The following is a 17,826-nucleotide window of genomic DNA, read 5'->3' as shown; positions in this document are numbered from 1 at the left end:
ATAAGATTCATTTGATCTGTTTGTCTTAAAGATTAAGCTTTAGGACGTTTTGTACCATATTTAGAACGAGATTGTTTACGATCGTTAACACCGGCAGTATCCAATGCACCACGAACGATATGGTAACGTACCCCTGGTAAGTCTTTTACACGTCCACCACGTAACAAGACCACGCTGTGTTCTTGTAAGTTGTGTCCGATACCTGGAATATAAGCTGTCACTTCAATCAAGTTTGACAAACGAACACGCGCATATTTACGTAGAGCTGAGTTCGGTTTTTTCGGTGTCATAGTTCCCACACGAGTAGCTACCCCACGCTTTTGAGGTGAGTTAACATTCGTTTGAGCTTTCTTGAAACTGTTATATCCTTTGTTCAATGCTGGTGAATTTGATTTTTCAACCTTGGATTTACGAGGTTTACGTACTAATTGATTAATTGTAGGCATCCCTAGTTGTCCTCCTTCCTTGATTCGCTTTATAGTCCCACACATCCAGGTGGTTCTTTTTTTGCGATAAAAAATAATGCATTCTCTGCATTCATATCAACTATGCTTTGATAGACAGTCAGCACGTCTCCAACGAGAGACCTGTAGATAAAGCACCTTTGATAGAATATCATGCTTATTCTTACCTGTCAAGTATCCTCCTAGGCTTTTTTCAAAAGAAATCTGTTACGAAAAAATCCGCAAATTTTGCGCTTCTTCCTATATAATAGAGACAAAGCATTTATTTAAAAAAGGCGGGAAGAAAATGAACCTAAAAGAAATGGTCGGCATTGAAGCGGCTAGTTATGTAAAAGATGGCATGGTCGTTGGCTTGGGCACTGGCTCAACAGCCTACTACATGATTGAAGAACTGGGTCGACGGGTAAAAGAAGAAGGTCTATCGATCACGGGTGTCCCAACTTCTTGGGCATCGAAAAAACAAGCAGAAGGATTAGGTATCCCGATTCGCACCATCGATGAAGTGGACGCTGTGGATCTTACGATCGACGGTGCAGATGAGATCAGCCAGGATTATCATGGCATCAAAGGCGGCGGTGCAGCCCTTTTATTCGAAAAAATTGTGGCGTCTAACTCCAAAAAAGTCTTGTGGATCGTTGATGAATCGAAAATGGTCGAAACACTTGGTGCCTTCCCGTTGCCAGTGGAAGTGATCCCTTATGGCAGCCAACAGCTGTTGCGTCTGTTCGAGAAGAAAAACTACCATCCAAAACTGCGTCTGAATGAAGAAGGCGAACCGTTAAAAACCGATTGCAGCAATTACATCATCGATCTTCATCTAGAAACGATCACCGCCCCTACTGAGTTGGCACAGGAATTAGATGCTACAGTGGGCGTGGTTGAACACGGTCTATTTTTGGATATGGTCCACACGATCATTGTCGGATTGCCTGAAGGCCCGAGTACCAAGCACGTTAGATAAAGGAAACAAAAAAGAGGAGCGATATCGCTTCTCTTTTTTTCGTTATTTTTCTTCAATCGACTTAATTTTTATTATTTTTTGTGCAGATTACCCTATCATTTAAGAAATAATTATGATACATTCAATAAAAAGGGAAAGGTAGGAGGGTTTATGAAAATCATAGGCTATGCTCGTTCAACGATCACCGACAACTCAACAAGTGAACAATTAAACAAGCTCGAAGAATTTGGGTGTCATGAATTTTTCCATGAGACATTTAGCGTGGAAGAAAGTGAAGAAAATCATTCATTGGAGTCAGTGGTGGCACAAATGCAGCCCGGCGACACCTTAGTCGTTACGGAACTGCATCGTTTAGGGAAAACCACCAGACAGCTGACCGATCTCACTGATCTATTAAAACAGCGAGAGCTTCATCTGGTTTCACTGGCAGAACAAATCGATACCCGCGGTCCGATGGGACAGGTTTACTTCAATTTAATGGAAGGACTTGCGATCATGGAACGCTCACTCATCAAAGAGCGCACGCTGGTCGGCTTAAATAAAGCCCGCAAAAAAGGCAAAATTGGCGGTCGTCCAAAAATCGATCCGAAAACGATCAAAAAAATCCGTCAATTGTACTACGAGAAAAAAGAAACGATTCAATATATTTCTGAAAAATGCGGTGTTTCTGTAGGTACATGCTATAAATACATAAAATTATCCGAAGAAGAATGGAACAAGTTACGTTCATAGTTGTCGACTCCCCCTAGAACAGCATGAAACAAAAGCGGTCCTCTTTTTAATGATCCCCTTTTGTTTTTCCTTAAGAATGGCGTTTTCCCCCAGCTTTTCCTCCAAAACCATGGAAATTCTTTGAGAAAGAGTGTACAATAAATACGGAATTGAAAATTTCAGAAAAATATCGAATATCTAAAGGAGAGTTTTACATGCCAAAATTAGTATTTTCTCGTCATGGACTAAGCGAATGGAACAAATTAAACCAGTTTACCGGTTGGGCTGATGTTGATCTAGCGCCAGAAGGTGTCGAAGAAGCAATCGAAGGCGGACGTAAAATCAAAGAAGCAGGCATCGAATTTGACGTTGCTTACACATCTGTTTTAACTCGTGCCATCAAAACTTGTAATTACATTTTAGAATATTCTGATCAACTTTGGGTACCAACGATCAAATCATGGCGCTTAAACGAACGTCATTACGGTAAATTACAAGGTTTAAATAAAAAAGAAACTGCTGAAAAATACGGTGACGAACAAGTACACATCTGGCGTCGTTCTTACGATGTTTTACCTCCATTGATGGAAGCTTCAGATGAAGGTTCTGCTGCAAACGACCGTCGTTATGCAATGCTTGACCCTCGCGACGTACCTGGTGGAGAAAACTTAAAAGTTACTTTAGAACGTGCATTGCCTTTCTGGCAAGATGAAATCGCCCCAGCATTAAAAGACGACAAAACTGTCTTAGTTGCGGCTCACGGAAACTCTCTACGTGCATTAGCAAAACATATCGAAGGTATTTCTGACGAAGATATCATGGATCTTGAGATCCCAACTGGTCAACCACTTGTTTATGAATTGAACGATGATTTGACTGTTGCGAAAAAATACTACTTATAAGCCTCGCTTATCGCTGCCCTTTTTTAAAAAAGGGCAGTTTTTTTATTGGCATTTCCTCCCCCCTCTTTTATAATTGAGGGCGTACTCGAAAGGAGCTTACTATGAAACTAGTCAAAAATGATACCGTTTTATTTTTAGGTGACAGCATCACAGATTGCGATCGTGATCGCCAAGATCCCCACGATTTAGGACATGGGTTTGCCCGTCTCGTTGCCGATCAGCTGGCAGAAACATTCCCCACTGCAGGATTTATCTTTTATAATCGGGGGATCGGCGGCAACAAAGCTGCCGATGTCTTAGCCCGTCTCCAAGAAGATTGCCTTCAATTAGCACCTGACGTCTTGGTCTTTATGATTGGGATCAACGACACGTGGCACAATGCCGGTGGTCCCGATTTTGGTTCAGAAGCTGCGGCAACGTCCTTTGAGGAAACCTACCGTCAAATTCTGGAACAAGTGACCCAACAGGGGATCACGCGCATTTTCTTACTGGAACCTTTTGTTTTGCCATATCCTGAAGATCGTCAAACCTGGCGGATCGATCTTGATCCGAAAATCCAAATCGTTCGTCGCTTAGCTGCCGCCTTTCATTGTCAGTTGCTGCCGCTGGATGGCTTGTTTGCCGAAGCAGCCGTTGCTAGCTCCCCGCAGGCACTGACAGGTGATGACGGGGTGCACCCCACTCCTGCAGGACACGCCTTGATTGCGAATCAGCTAATGGCCCGTTTGGCTTTTTCTTCTGAAGGGTAAATAAACAGACCGCTCCGCGACAACCAAGTCGCAGGAACGGTCTTTTTTATGATTAAAGATAGGTTGAAGGAGTCAAGGAATCTTGGTAGATTGCAATCACGTCTTCTTCTTGCAGCGGTACATACGCATTTGTTGCAATAGAGCTGAATTGAACTGCTTGAGCCGCCATTTCAGCAAAATGGGTGTCATCGGCGATCCCTACTTCTGGCAAAGTCATTGGAATATCGCAAGAAGCAAAAAAGTCATACAGTTTTTGAATCCCCATTCGGGCAGCTAATTCTGGCACTGCTTCTTGGACACCAAAGACTTCTCTAGCAAACCGCGCAAATTTCGGCGCCGTTTCTTCATTCAATACATGAAGCATCCAGCGTGGGGTCAGGATCGCTAAGCCGATGCCATGGGTAATGTCATAAAACGCACTCAACTCATGCTCCATCGCATGACAAGACCAAGCACCACCCTTGCCGCTTCCAGTCAAACCATTTAAGGCTAAGGTGCTCGCCCACATCAAATTCGCCCGTGCATCATAGTCTGTGGGGTCATTTAATGCGATGGGCAGATTTTTAATGACTGCTTTTAGCAATCCTTCTGCTACACCGTCTTGGACATCTGTTCCTTCTGTTTTACTGAAATAATTTTCAATCAGATGGCTCATGATATCCGCTGAACCGGCAGCCGTTTGATAGCGACTGACACTAAAGGTCGTTGTTGGATCTAAAAAAGATACTTTCGGTAAAAATTCGGGTCCGTGAACACCAAGTTTTTGTTTCGTTTCTAGATTAGAGATCACCGCGCCGCGATTCATTTCACTGCCAGTAGCCGCAAGGGTCAAGATCGTTACTAATGGAATCGCTGGTCCTTGATAGCTTCTGGAAAGAACTAAGTCCCAAGGCTCTTGCTCACTGCAAGCCGCCCCAGCGATCACTTTGCTGCAATCAATTACAGAACCGCCGCCAACAGCTAAAATGACGTCGATCTTTTCTGAACGACAAAGAGCGGCTCCTTGACGAACGGTTTCGATTCGTGGATTTGGATCGACACCAGTCAATTCAGTGACTTGATTGCCGTTGGCAGTCAATTGCGCCATGACTGCATCGTACAAGCCGTTTTTCTTGATACTGCCGCCACCATAGACTAGCAAGACGTTTTTTCCAAATGTATTCAGTACTTCTGGCAGCTCGTTCAGACGGTCTTTCCCAAAACGAATGTCCGTCGTTACATGAAACGTAAAATTATTCATTGTCTCGTCTCCTTTTTACACCTTTTCTTTTCATTAAACCATTTTCTGGCAAAAGTGCAACGCTTCTTCGTGGCTTTTTGCCAACAAAAAAAGATAACACATTCTCGGTTGCATGCAAACCAATACGATTTGGCTGCTTGCTCTATCAAAAGCAAGCAGCCTTCGCATCGTTCATGCACCGATCCTGCGGTATCTTTTTTACGCGATCGCTGTTTCTAAGCCAACTTTGATCATGTCGTTAAATGTCGTTTGTCTTTCTTCTGGCGTTGTTTCTTCTCCAGTGATGATGTGGTCGCTGACAGTACAGATCGCTAAAGTTTGAACGTGGAATTTCGCCCCTAAATAGTATAAGGCTGCGGCTTCCATCTCAACACCCATCACCCCAAGGTCTGCCAACTGTAACGTTTCCGTCATGTCATCTTTGTAGAAGGTATCTTCAGATAAGATGTTGCCGACGTGAGTCGTAAATCCTGATTCAATCGCTGTATCATAGGCTTTACGCAACAGTGCAAAGTCAGCGATTGGTGGGAAATGGAAACTTTGGAAGTTTTTTGCTACCATCGATGAACTTGTTGCTGCCGCTTGGGCAATCACAAGATCACGCACGTGGACATCTTTTGAGATGGCACCACACGTACCGACCCGAATCAATTTCTTTACGCCGTAAGAGTTGATCAATTCATGGGCATAGATGCTCGCTGAAGGCATGCCCATGCCAGTTCCTTGGACAGAGACCCGCTCGCCCTTATAAACGCCTGTATAGCCCAACATCCCCCGAACGTTGTTGTAACAGATCGGGTCTTCTAAAAATGTTTCAGCAATATATTTTGCCCGCAGTGGATCACCTGGTAACAAGATTTTGTCTGCGATCTCGCCTGCTTTTGCTTCGATATGAACGCTCATTCGTTTTTCTCCTTTGATCTGCTTTTTATAGGACTGCTAACGTTTCTTTGATCAACGCTTTAAATTCTGCCTTGACCCGTTCCGTCGTTTCCACGACTTCTTCATGATTCAAGCTCGCTTGCATACCAGCAGCCAAGTTTGTGATACAAGAAACACCTAAGACTTTCAAGCCACTGTGAACAGCAACGATCACTTCTGGGACAGTCGACATACCGACAGCATCGGCACCGATCGTCCGAGCAAAGCGGATCTCTGCTGGCGTTTCATACGTAGGACCTGAGAAGCCCATATAAACGCCTTCTTTTAAGTGCAATCCTTTTGATGCACCAACTTTTTGTGCCGCTTCCCGATAAGGCAAATGGTAGGCTTGGCTCATATCTGGGAAACGTGGCCCCATTTCTTCTTCGTTTTCACCAATCAGTGGGTTGTCCCCCATAAAGTTGATTTGATCGGTGATCAACATCAAGTCTCCCGGCTGGAAGCTTTCGTTTACGCCGCCACAGGCATTGGTCACGACTAAAGAGTGAGCTTTCAATGCCGCCATCACACGGACGGGGTAAGTGACCGTCTGCATCGAATGGCCTTCATAATAATGGAATCGTCCTTGCATCGCTAAGACTTTTTTCCCAGCTAATGTTCCATAGACCAATTGTCCTGCATGACCGACCACTGTCGAAACAGGAAAATGCGGGATATCGTTGTAAGGCAACACGATTGGGTTTTCGATCTCATCGGCTAATTCACCTAAGCCAGATCCTAAGATCAACCCAAATTCCACTTCACCGACGCCGCTTTCTTGGATAAATGCCGTTGTTTCTTGTAATTTCTCATGTAACGTTGTCATCTCATCACCTCTAGTTTAAATGTTGTAAAAAGCTTGTTCCGTTTTCTGTAGCTGAAACACCAAAGTTTTCAGCGATCGTTGCGGAAATATCCGCATAGTAGCCTTGTGGCAATTTGCCTTGGCCTTGGAATTTCTTGCTGTACGCTAATAATGGCACATATTCTCTCGTGTGATCCGTTCCCGTAAAGGTTGGGTCATTGCCGTGGTCAGCTGTGATCAACAACAGATCCTCGTCTCCCATTGCTTCTAAAAGTTCTGGAATACGCAAATCAAAATCTTCAATGGCATGGGCATACCCTACGACATCGCGACGGTGACCATAAAGCGCATCGAAGTCGACCAAGTTCGTAAAGCTTAGACCCGTAAAGTCTTGTTTCATCACCTTCAGTAACTGATCCACACCGTCCATATTGCTCTTCGTCCGTACAGAATCGGTGATTCCTTGTCCGTTGAAGATATCATTGATCTTCCCAACGGCGATCACGTCTTTTCCAGCTTCTTTCAAGGAATCTAATACTGTATGGCCAAATGGATCGAGTGCGTAGTCATGACGATTGCTCGTACGAGTAAAGTTTCCAGGCTCACCGACATACGGACGCGCGATGATGCGGCCGATCATATATGGCTCATCTTTCGTGATGTCCCGAACGTACTGACAAATACGATACAATTCTTCTAATGGAATGATTTCCTCATGCGCGGCGATCTGCAACACTGGGTCAGCCGAGGTGTAAACGATCAGATCGCCTGTCTTCATTTGATGTTCGCCAAAGTCATCAATGACTGCTGTCCCAGAATACGGTGCATTGCAGACGATTTTGCGTCCAGAGAACGCTTCGATCTGTTGCAATAATTCATCGGGAAACCCATCGGGAAATACGCGGAAAGGCTTTTGGATATTCAAGCCCATGATCTCCCAGTGCCCCGTCATCGTATCTTTCCCAACGGAAACTTCTTCCAATTTGGTTGCATACCCATCATGGTCAGCTACCGCCTTCACGCCTTCTAAAGGACGGATCGTCCCTAGGCCTAATTGTTCCAAGTGAGGGATCGTCAAGCCTGCTTCTTTTGCAATATGGCCTAACGTATCTGAACCGACATCACCAAAAGCTGCCGCATCAGGTGCTTCACCAATTCCGACTGAATCCATCACGATCAAGTGTACACGTTTAAACATTCTATTCCCTACTTTCTTTATTTTATGCTTTTACAAGCGGATCTACTACCTCTATCATACTAAACTTAAGCAAAAATTGCGCTGGGTTGCTTTGGAAATTTCCTGATGCGTTCCTTTCACCCAGAGGATAGAAAAAGGGCAGGACACAGCAACACATTCATGTCCCATAGCCCCACCCTTTCATACTGAAAAAATTATTTAGATTTAATGTAGTTCTTCCCGTTAGCTTTCGGACCAGCGGCTTTTCCAAGGAAAAGAACGAGCACGATGATCGTCAAGGCATAAGGCGCAGCTTGTAAGTAAACCGCTGGAATGGAAGAGATGATTGGCAGTTGGCCACCTACGATACTGATGTTTTGCGCAAAACCGAAGAAAATCGCAGCTCCCATTGCACCAAGTGGATTCCATTTACCAAAGATCATCGCAGCCATCGAGATAAATCCTTGACCGGCGATCGTTGTCACGGCAAAGCGACCCGCGATCGATTGAGCAAACAAGGCACCGCCCATCCCGCCAAGGAAACCAGAGATCAAGACACCTGAGTAGCGCATCACGTAAACATTGATCCCTAAGGTATCCGCTGCTTGTGGATGCTCACCGACAGAACGAAGACGCAACCCAAAGCGTGTTTTGAAAATCACGAACCACGCGATCACTGAGATCAAAATAGCGAAGTACGCCGGTAAGAATGTTTGATTAAAGAAAATCGGGCCAATGATAGGAATATCTTTAAGAATCGGGAAATTGAAATACCCCAATGTCCGTTGGATGTTATCCGTTTGCCCTTTGTTGTAGATCGCTTTGACTAAGAACACAGCCAAAGCTGGTGCCATCAAGTTCATCACCGTACCACTGATGATGTGGTCGGCACGGAAGTTGATGGTTGCCACCGCATGCAGCAAGGAGAAAACCACACCGACAAGTCCGCCGACGAGCATCCCTAACCATGGTGTCCACGCACCAAATTGTGACGCAAATTCAATATTGAAAACAATCGAGCTAAAAGCACCCATAACCATGATTCCTTCAAGACCCACGTTAACGATCCCGCTGCGCTCTGAGAACACGCCACCTAGCGCCGTCAAAATCAGAGGAGACGCATAAATCAATGTTTGAGTGACGATCGAAGAAATTAAACTAATATCCATTAGATGGTTCCTCCTTCCTGATCTTGATCGTTTGGTTGGGCTTCAATCTCCTGTACGACCAGCGCTTCTTTTTTGCCGTCAAAGATTTTTGCCAACAAGAAACGAATCACAAAGCTGATCGCTACGAAGAAAATAATAATTGCGATATTGACATCGACTAATTCAGATGGAATACCTGCAAACTGCATGCCTTGTCCACCTAATTTCAAAATACTGAACAAGAGGGCTGAAAGCAAGATTCCGATCGATGAGCCGCTTCCTAACAAGGATACAGCCATACCGTCAAACCCGATGCTCAATGATGACCCTTGAACGAAGAAGTTTTCAAACGTTCCTAGTCCTTGAACGACTCCACCTAATCCAGCAAGCGTTCCAGAGATGATCATGGAGATAATGATCGTCCGTTTGCTGCTCATCCCCGCATATTCAGAAGCGCTTGGGTTCAAGCCCACCGCGCGGATTTCATAACCAAGAGTGGTTTTTTTCATCAAGAACCAAACCAAAACTAAGAAGATCAAGGCTAAGAAGATCCCTAAGTTCAAGCGAGAGTTGCTCGTGATGCTTGCTAGAAACGGCGTCTGCATGGAGGCATTTTCCCCCACCATTTTTGTGACCCCTTTTGTCGTGATCATGGATTCGCTCATCACATTATTGACTAAATGGTTCCCCGTATAAAGCAAGATATAGTTCATCATGATCGTCACGATGACTTCACTTGTTCCAAAGAATGCCCGTAGGAAACCAGGAATCGCAGCTGCGATCGCCCCGCATAAAGCCCCTACGATCACGGCTAATGGCAAGACCACCAACCGAGGCGCATCTGGCATCGCTAGTGCGACCCAGATACTAGCAACCCAACCTGCTAGCGCTTGACCAGAAAGACCGATATTGAAGAATCCGGCTGAATTTGCAACGGCAAACCCCAGAGCGGTAAAGATCAATGGTCCTGCTGTAACAAAAATCTCACCAATGTTGCGGGCATTTAACCCACCTGTTTGTCCGTTGATAAAAACGGTCCGAAACATTTGTGTATACCCTGTGATCGGGCTGTAGCCGAAGGCCGCCATGATGATCCCGCCAAGGACGAATCCTAACAAGACAGCGATGATCGGCACTAATATATTGCGGATCTTTTCTTTGCGGTTATTCAACCGAACCACCTACTTCCTCCATTTGCAGCTCTCGTCTTGCTTCCTCCAAGGAGTACCCTGCCATCAACAAGCCAAGCTCTTTCTCTGATGTTTCTTTCGGATCAACGACCCCAACGATCTCACCAGCATGAATAACAGCAATGCGGTCTGATACATTCAAAATTTCATCTAATTCAAAGCTGACTAACAACACCGCTTTGAACTTATCCCGCTGTTCAATCAAGCGTTTGTGGATAAATTCGATCGCTCCAACATCCAACCCACGGGTCGGATTGGCAACGATCAATAGATCAGGATCGCGGCTGATTTCTCGTGCGATGATCGCTTTTTGTTGATTCCCGCCGGACAATGCCCGTGCTGGTACGATCTCGTTGACTGTTCGTACGTCAAATTCTTGAATCAAATCACGAGCAAACTCGTTGATCTCTCCGTAATCCAAGACACCTGCATTACTCAAAGGTTTTTTGTAGTAGGTTTGCAAGGCGATGTTTTCTGATAACATCATATCCAAGACAAGTCCGTATTTGTGGCGGTCTTCTGGCACATGACCAACGCCGGCTTCGGTGACTTTCCGAGGCTTGAAGTTGGTGATGTCATCACCATTCAGCAAGACCTTGCCGCTTTCGACTTTCCGTAAACCAGTGATGGCTTGTAACAGCTCTGATTGCCCATTGCCATCGATCCCAGCAATCCCCAATACTTCACCTGCACGTACTTCTAAGCTTAAGTTTTTGACTGCTTCTAAGCCACGGTTTTCTTTTACAACTAAGTTTTCAACAGAAAGCACGACTTCTTTTGGTGACGCTTCTTTCTTCGGTGTCTTGAAGGACACAGAACGACCAACCATCATATCGGCCAACTGTTGTGAGCTGACGTCTTTGACATTGACAGTGCCGATCCCTTGTCCTCGACGGATAACTGTACAACGGTCTGCCACCGCTTTGATCTCATCCAGTTTGTGGGTGATCAAGATGATCGATTTGCCTTCACGCACCAATCCGCGCATGATCTCGATCAGCTCTTCGATTTCTTGCGGTGTCAAAACTGCCGTTGGTTCATCAAAAATCAGTACATCTGCGCCGCGGTAAAGAGTCTTCAAGATCTCTACCCGTTGCTCCATCCCAACAGAGATGTCACGCACATAAGCATCTGGATCAACCGATAAACCATATTGTTCAGAAACTTTTTTGATTTCTTTGCGGGCTTTCTTGCGATCTAACACACCGAGATGATGGGGTTCGCTCCCCAAAATGATATTTTCTGTTACAGTAAAGGCGTCTACCAGCATGAAATGCTGATGCACCATCCCGATCCCCAATTTGTTTGCTGCGGTCGGACTCGTGATATTCACTTTTTCACCATTCATCCAGATTTCACCAGATGTTGGTTCCAATAATCCTGACAGCATATTCATCAAGGTCGACTTGCCCGCTCCATTTTCACCAAGCAATGCGTGGATTTCTCCTGGCCTTACTTGCAAGTTGACATCGTCATTGGCTTTGAACGTTCCAAACTCTTTGGTGATATGACGCATTTCTACAACATATTTTTCCTCAGCCAAATTACTCACATCCTTACTTTCTAATTCGCTTATACAAACCATTCGTCATGTCAAAAAAATAATTGCTATTGCTTAGGATGATTACTATCCTCATGAAAACCCGTAGCTTTCATCAACATAGTAATCCAATGACGATCATCTTGCCCTAAACTAGGGCAAGATAACCGAAAAGAACAACTTTATTTTTCAGGTGTTTCTGGTACTTCTACTTTGCCGTCGATCACGTCTTGTTTCGCTGTTTCGATCGCTGCTTTGGCATCATCTGAAAGGAACCCTTCAGTAATGTCTACACCGCCATCTTTCAAGCCGTAAACAATGTGTTCGCCGCCAGGGAAGTTGTCTTCTAACGCACGAGTTGAGATATCTTGAACCGCTGCGCCAACACCTTTCAATGTTGAAGCCAATGTGAAGTTATCTTCTTTGCCATCAGCAGTTGTGTATTTTCCTTCGTCTTGTTGATCGCTATCTACACCGATGACCCAAACTTTTTTGTCTTCTAGGTCTGCTTCGTTCAATTGTTCATTGATTGCTTTTGCTTCTTGGAAGACACCTGCACCAGTACCACCAGATGCGTGGAAGATTACGTCAGCGCCGCCTTGATACATTGAAGCTGCCAATGCTTTCCCTTTGGCAGGATCACCAAATGATGCTGCATATTGAGAATCAATTGTAATTTCTTTGCCTAATTTTTCAGCTGCGTCTTGAACACCCTTCGTGAAACCAGCTTCGAAACGGTCGATAACGACGCCTTCTTCACCACCGATGAAGCCGACTTTGTTTGTTTTGGTTGTATACGCTGCAGCATAACCAGCTAAGTAAGCTGCTTCGTTATCTTTAAATGTTGCTGAAACAACGTTGTCTTTGCCTTCGATCACATCATCAATGATCCCGAATTGTGTATCAGGGTTTTGGTCAGCTGCTGCTGCGATTGAATCTTTCAATAAGTAACCCACACCGAAAATCGTTTTGAAACCATTTTGAACGGCACCATTTACGTTGGTTGTGTATTCTGAAGCTTCATTTGATTGCACGTAGTCATAACCACCAGCACCGCGAGCGATCCCGTGTTCCTCACCCCATGCTTCTAAGCCTTCCCACGCTGATTGGTTGAATGAACGGTCATCCACCCCACCGATATCGGTAACGATTGCGACACTATGCGCTGCATCAGTCGTACCGTCTGCAGAACCGCCGCCAGTTGAATCAGTTGAACCTGAATTTCCTCCGCCACAAGCACCAAGTAAAGTCAACCCAGCTACTGCAACAATACCTAAACTAAATAATTTTGCTTTTTTCATTGCTGTAAAGCCCCCTAAAAATATAGTTTTTTTCAACAGCCGCATCGACTGAATGAACATGGTTTATAAATCTTTGTTCGTGAAGTAATAAGGCAATAGGCCTTCTACCGTGGTTTCTTTGATGACACCATCATCGCCGACTAAGGTCACCGGCATATCTGGCGCACAAAATTCCACCATGACCTGGCGGCAAGCACCGCAAGGAGAGATCGGTTCTGGCGTATGACCCGCCACAACCAAATGTTGAAACTCTTTTTCGCCTTCAGAAACGGCTTTGAAAAAAGCGGTTCGTTCTGCGCAATTTGTTAAGCCATATGAGGCATTTTCAATGTTGATCCCTTGATATATCGTACCATTTTTGGCAACGAGACAAGCACCGACCGGAAACTTAGAGTACGGCACATACGCTTTATCTAAGGCGGAAACGGCGGTGTCGATCCACTCTTTTTTCGCTATTGTCATTGTCTTCCCCGCTCTTATTTTTATTTTTTGCTACTTTACTTAATAATGCTAAGCTTAGTAGCCAGCACCTGTTGAGCCAGTCACGATAGCAACACTTGCGCTTGTTCCTAAGCGGTTTGCGCCCGCTTCGACCATAGCTGCAGCTTCTGCTTCATTGTGGATACCACCAGAAGCTTTGACACCCATTTCTGGTCCTACTGTTTCACGCATCAAGCGAACATCTTCAACGACTGCCCCACCAGTTGAAAAGCCAGTTGAGGTTTTCACGAAATCTGCACCAGCTGCTTTGGCTAATTCACAGGCTTTGACGATTTCTTCGTTGTCTAATAACGCTGTTTCAATGATTACTTTGACAAGCGCTTTGTCTTTGGCTGCTTCAACGACTGCTTCGATGTCTGCTTGAACTTTTTTGTATTGTTTTGATTTCAAGGCACCTACGTTGATCACCATATCGACTTCATCTGCGCCGTTTTTGATCGCATCTGTTGTTTCATAAGCTTTGACCTCAGATGTGTTTGCCCCTAAAGGAAAACCGATCACGGTACAAACAGCCGTTGGTTCGCCTTGTAATTTTTTTGCTGCTAATGAAACCCACGTTGGATTGATGCAGACAGAATAGAAGTGATAGGTTTTTGCCTCTTCGATGATTCGTAAAACATCTTCCTCCGTTGCGTCTGCTTTCAAAATCGTGTGGTCGATCATGCGATTCAATTCCATTTTTATTCGCTCCTTATTCTGTAATAATGTCATGGATCAATGGCGGTTCTGCGCCATCTTCCCCAATTTCAATATTTTGGTCGATCAATGCTTTGACATCCTCGATTGCTTCGGTATTGCTATAGATCGTCAATAGCGATTCCCCTTTGCTTACGGATTCGCCCACTTTCTTATGCAATTTGATGCCCACGGCATGGTCGATGTCTTCGTCTTTGGTCTTACGACCTGCCCCTAACATCATCGCCGCGATCCCTAGCTCATTGGCAACTAATTTCGTCACCACGCCGCTCGTTTTCGCTGGGACTTCCACTTCATATTTCGCTGTCAAAATCTTGCTCGGGTCATCGATCACTGTAGCGTCTCCGCCTTGGTCTGTAATCATCTGTCTGAATTTTTCTAACGCTTTGCCTGAATGCAGGGCTTCTTCCAACAGTTGGCGTGCTTCTTCCAATGAATCAGCTTTTTTCGCTAAAACGACCATTTGGCTGCCCAGTGCATAGCACATTTCTTCCAAGTCTTTCGGTCCTTTTCCTTGCAGTGTCTCAATGGCTTCCACCACTTCCAAACTGTTGCCGATCGCTTCCCCTAAAGGCTGTGACATATCAGAAATGACTGCCATCGTTTGGCGATTTGCCAATTTTCCGATGCGGACCATCGTTTGGGCTAAGCGTTTAGCATCCTCCAAGTTTTTCATAAAGGCGCCATCGCCTGTGGTTACATCTAACACGATCGCATCGGCACCTGCCGCGATTTTTTTACTCATGATCGAGCTGGCGATCAATGGGATCGAACTAACCGTTGCCGTCACATCTCGTAAGGCATACAGTTTTTTGTCTGCAGGAGCTAAATCTCCTGATTGACCGATCACGGCCACTTTGCTTTCGTTGACTAATCGGATAAAGTCGGCTTCAGAAAGCTCGATTTTAAATCCAGGGATCGCTTCAAGCTTGTCTAAGGTCCCACCAGTATAGCCTAAGCCGCGGCCAGACATTTTCGCAACCGGTACGCCAACACTAGCCACTAATGGCGCTAAGATCAATGTGGTCGTATCACCAACACCGCCAGTCGAATGCTTATCGACTTTGATTCCTTCAATTGAGGATAGGTCGATCACTTCACCAGAATTTGCCATTGCTAGCGTTAAGTTCGTGATCTCTTCATCTGTCATATCTACATAAAAAATAGCCATCAACAAGGCACTCATTTGATAATCTGGAATACTTCCTTCAGTATACGCAGTTACAATGTAGTCAATTTCTTCCTTCGTCAATGACTTGCCGTCACGTTTCTTTTCAATTAAATCCACCATTCGCATCGAAATGACCCTCGCTTCCTTTAACATTATACAATAATTTTTCGTAGGGTAAACCACTTTAGTAAAACAGTTTACTAAATATCGCAAAAATATGAAAACACTTACAAGAAGAAATATACCGCATTATTTCTCGCTTGTCAATGTCTTCACGCTCTCACGAATAATTAATTTTGTATCAAAAATCTTATTTGGAATTCGCCGTGTCGGAAACTCAATGGCGTCCACTAAAAACTTCGCTGCGGTAAACCCGATCTCAAAAGTCGGCTGCATGACCGTGGTAAGCGGTGGTGTGATGTATTCCGATAATTTCAAGGCATCAAAGCCGATCACCGAGTAGTCTTCTGGTACTTTTTTGCCCGCCTCATAAATCGCTTGATAACAGCCGATCGCCATGGCATCGTTGCCACAGAAGAACGCTGTGATCTCTTTATACTTCAATAATTCCTTCGTTGCTTCGTACCCGCCGGTAACCGTTAATTCAGCATTTTCTACATATCGGCCTTTAAAAGGGATCTGATGATCCTTTAAGGCATGGCGATAGCCATTGAACCGTTCCTCTAATTGATAGTAGCCGGTGATTTCTTTGAGCATCGCAATGTTGCGGTGACCATTTTTGATCAAATAGCTAACAGCTTGGTAGGCGCCTTCGTATTCTTTCACGATCAAACGACCATTGTCCCGCTGATTGATCCCACGATCAACTAAAATAATTGGTCGGTCATCAAAGAACCCGCTCTTCAAGGAATAATCCTCTGGCAGCAAATGCGGCGTCGCTAATAAGATGCCATCTACCGAACGATGAGACAGTTCATTCAAATATTGAACCTCTTTTTCTTGGCTGTGGCGCGAATTGCATAACACTAGCATGTAACCTAGTGGATTGAAATAACTTTCCGCCCCTTCAATGACTTTAGAGAAAAAGAAATCCGTCACATCAGGCACGATCATTCCGATCGTTTTTGAATGGCGGTTGATAAGATTCGAAGCAAAAAAATCCGGCTTATAGTGATATTTATTTACGATATCTAAGACCCGCTTTCGGGTTTCTTCACTAAAACGGCTGCCTTTATTGTTTAGGATCTGCGACACGGTCGTGACAGAGACGCCAGCCATTTCAGCAATCTGTTTAATCGTCAATTTCATCTGCTTCTCTCCTCTCTTGCCTAAAGTGTAGCAAATTTTTCTCAAAAAAAATAGCACACTTTCAACAAGTGTGCGACTTTCTTTTTCGTTGATCAAAAATGGCCCGATGATACAGACAGCTCTTTTAGCGGAGCTGCGATTGCTCCAAAGACTGATGACAACAGGCTTTTTGAGAAACCAACTGGTCCAGTTGCCGCTAACCAGCGCTTGTCTTGGCGATGCCTTTGATCTGTTGAGAATCAAAGAGCAGCTACGCTTCTTTTACGCTTTGAATGATGTAATAGCCTTTGTCTTTTTTGATGATTTCGGCATTGCCAAAGGTCTCTTGCATTTTCTTTTGAGCACTCGGCGCCCCTTGTTTCTTTTGGATCACGATCGTTAAAGTCCCGCCTACTTTAAGCAAAGGAAACGCCCCCGTCAAAATCTCATGAACGACTTCTTTTCCTGCCCGAATCGGCGGATTGCTGAGGATCGCCGCATAAGCAGGTTGATTTAATTGGGCATAGATATTGGATTGATGGATATCTACCTGTTCAATGCCGTTACGCTGGGCATTGCCTTTTGCCAAATCCACTGCCCGCTGATTGATATCGATCATCTCGACAGGTCGTTGACTCGCATAAGCCAACGCTAAGCCAACAGGTCCATAGCCGCACCCAACGTCCAGCAGACTTCCTTCTGGCAGCTCCCCCCACTCAAACGCATCGATCAGCACCCGCGAGCCATAGTCCACCGTGTCACGGGAAAACACCCCGCTATCTGTCACAAAATGAAAGTTCTTTCCTCTTAATTCAAACGACCACTGCTCAAAATCATGGGCCGTATCAGGATTTTCTGTATAGTAATGATTACTCATGGTTATGCTCCTTTCTTCTATTTCCTCTTCGCTTGTTTTTTCTACTGGTTTCTACTAGTTTTTCCTTGTTTCTTCTATTCGAACAAGTGAACATAGTGAAATCACCAGTAAAAAAGCCCTGCAAGATTTGTCTGCTGCTTCTTTCTAATCATACCGAAAAACAGCCAGAAGTAAACGCCCAGCAAAAAAAACAACGAAAAAACAGTTTTTTGTTGTTTCTGCAA

General features: G+C 44.7%; 18 protein-coding genes. 4 read left to right on the top strand and 14 right to left on the bottom strand.

What is annotated here, in order from left to right; all coding sequences use genetic code 11:
- Window positions 1-32: 32 nt before the first annotated feature.
- Complete coding sequence (gene rpsL / locus IGI76_RS01130) at window positions 33-446, bottom strand: 30S ribosomal protein S12 (protein ID WP_003127956.1); 414 nt, start codon at window positions 444-446, stop codon at window positions 33-35.
- 304 nt (window positions 447-750) lie between these two features.
- On the opposite strand from rpsL, the gene rpiA reads away from it, so the two are divergent.
- The 4 genes from rpiA to IGI76_RS01110 all read left to right on the top strand — a co-directional run bounded on the left by rpiA (window position 751) and on the right by IGI76_RS01110 (window position 3,787).
- A complete protein-coding gene (gene rpiA, locus IGI76_RS01125; RefSeq protein WP_010748612.1) occupies window positions 751-1,425 on the top strand; it encodes a ribose-5-phosphate isomerase RpiA in 675 nt (224 codons plus the stop codon).
- 150 nt (window positions 1,426-1,575) lie between these two features.
- Window positions 1,576-2,157: a recombinase family protein gene (locus IGI76_RS01120; RefSeq protein ID WP_005226873.1), complete on the top strand. Its 582-nt coding sequence runs from the start codon at window positions 1,576-1,578 to the stop codon at window positions 2,155-2,157.
- A gap of 194 nt (window positions 2,158-2,351) precedes the next feature.
- Complete coding sequence (gene gpmA, locus IGI76_RS01115) at window positions 2,352-3,038, top strand: 2,3-diphosphoglycerate-dependent phosphoglycerate mutase (protein ID WP_005226871.1); 687 nt, start codon at window positions 2,352-2,354, stop codon at window positions 3,036-3,038.
- Between the two features lie 101 nt (window positions 3,039-3,139).
- Complete coding sequence (locus IGI76_RS01110) at window positions 3,140-3,787, top strand: SGNH/GDSL hydrolase family protein (protein ID WP_010748610.1); 648 nt, start codon at window positions 3,140-3,142, stop codon at window positions 3,785-3,787.
- Between the two features lie 52 nt (window positions 3,788-3,839).
- Here the strand turns inward: IGI76_RS01110 and IGI76_RS01105 are convergent, their stop codons facing one another.
- From IGI76_RS01105 to IGI76_RS01045, 13 genes are all read right to left on the bottom strand, one after another.
- On the bottom strand, window positions 3,840-5,027 hold the full coding sequence (locus IGI76_RS01105; protein ID WP_010748609.1) for an iron-containing alcohol dehydrogenase: 1,188 nt from the start codon (window positions 5,025-5,027) through the stop codon (window positions 3,840-3,842).
- Between the two features lie 198 nt (window positions 5,028-5,225).
- Window positions 5,226-5,930 carry a purine-nucleoside phosphorylase gene (gene deoD, locus IGI76_RS01100; RefSeq protein WP_005226852.1) on the bottom strand — a complete coding sequence of 235 codons (705 nt, stop codon included), beginning with the start codon at window positions 5,928-5,930 and terminating at the stop codon, window positions 5,226-5,228.
- A gap of 25 nt (window positions 5,931-5,955) precedes the next feature.
- Window positions 5,956-6,774, bottom strand: a complete 819-nt coding sequence (locus tag IGI76_RS01095) for a purine-nucleoside phosphorylase (protein ID WP_005226849.1) — start codon at window positions 6,772-6,774, stop codon at window positions 5,956-5,958.
- Between the two features lie 10 nt (window positions 6,775-6,784).
- Window positions 6,785-7,951 carry a phosphopentomutase gene (deoB, locus tag IGI76_RS01090; RefSeq protein WP_015508806.1) on the bottom strand — a complete coding sequence of 389 codons (1,167 nt, stop codon included), beginning with the start codon at window positions 7,949-7,951 and terminating at the stop codon, window positions 6,785-6,787.
- A gap of 194 nt (window positions 7,952-8,145) precedes the next feature.
- Entirely contained in the window at window positions 8,146-9,099 is a 954-nt protein-coding gene (locus IGI76_RS01085) for an ABC transporter permease (RefSeq protein WP_005232556.1), read from the bottom strand.
- A complete protein-coding gene (locus IGI76_RS01080; RefSeq protein ID WP_005226844.1) occupies window positions 9,099-10,250 on the bottom strand; it encodes an ABC transporter permease in 1,152 nt (383 codons plus the stop codon). The genes IGI76_RS01085 and IGI76_RS01080 overlap by 1 nt, the downstream gene beginning before the upstream one ends.
- Complete coding sequence (locus IGI76_RS01075) at window positions 10,243-11,853, bottom strand: ABC transporter ATP-binding protein (protein WP_005232559.1); 1,611 nt, start codon at window positions 11,851-11,853, stop codon at window positions 10,243-10,245. Before IGI76_RS01075 ends, IGI76_RS01080 begins: the two co-directional genes overlap by 8 nt.
- Window positions 11,854-11,990: 137 nt before the next feature.
- Complete coding sequence (locus tag IGI76_RS01070; protein WP_010748607.1) at window positions 11,991-13,109, bottom strand: BMP family lipoprotein; 1,119 nt, start codon at window positions 13,107-13,109, stop codon at window positions 11,991-11,993.
- 63 nt (window positions 13,110-13,172) lie between these two features.
- Window positions 13,173-13,571 carry a cytidine deaminase gene (locus IGI76_RS01065; protein WP_005226837.1) on the bottom strand — a complete coding sequence of 133 codons (399 nt, stop codon included), beginning with the start codon at window positions 13,569-13,571 and terminating at the stop codon, window positions 13,173-13,175.
- A gap of 54 nt (window positions 13,572-13,625) precedes the next feature.
- Window positions 13,626-14,288, bottom strand: coding sequence for a deoxyribose-phosphate aldolase (deoC, locus tag IGI76_RS01060; RefSeq protein ID WP_333718885.1), 663 nt, complete (start codon window positions 14,286-14,288; stop codon window positions 13,626-13,628).
- A gap of 13 nt (window positions 14,289-14,301) precedes the next feature.
- Window positions 14,302-15,603: a pyrimidine-nucleoside phosphorylase gene (locus IGI76_RS01055; RefSeq protein ID WP_005226834.1), complete on the bottom strand. Its 1,302-nt coding sequence runs from the start codon at window positions 15,601-15,603 to the stop codon at window positions 14,302-14,304.
- A 123-nt stretch (window positions 15,604-15,726) separates the two neighbouring features.
- Window positions 15,727-16,746, bottom strand: coding sequence for a LacI family DNA-binding transcriptional regulator (locus tag IGI76_RS01050; protein WP_005226832.1), 1,020 nt, complete (start codon window positions 16,744-16,746; stop codon window positions 15,727-15,729).
- A 250-nt stretch (window positions 16,747-16,996) separates the two neighbouring features.
- Window positions 16,997-17,602, bottom strand: a complete 606-nt coding sequence (locus tag IGI76_RS01045; protein WP_010748606.1) for a class I SAM-dependent methyltransferase — start codon at window positions 17,600-17,602, stop codon at window positions 16,997-16,999.
- Window positions 17,603-17,826: the final 224 nt, after the last annotated feature.

Source organism: Enterococcus sp. DIV2449a, assembly GCF_051711225.1.
Classification (GTDB): domain Bacteria; phylum Bacillota; class Bacilli; order Lactobacillales; family Enterococcaceae; genus Enterococcus_D; species Enterococcus_D casseliflavus.
The sequence above is the reverse complement of the archived record's forward strand: the minus strand, read 5'-3'. Positions and strand labels throughout refer to the sequence as shown.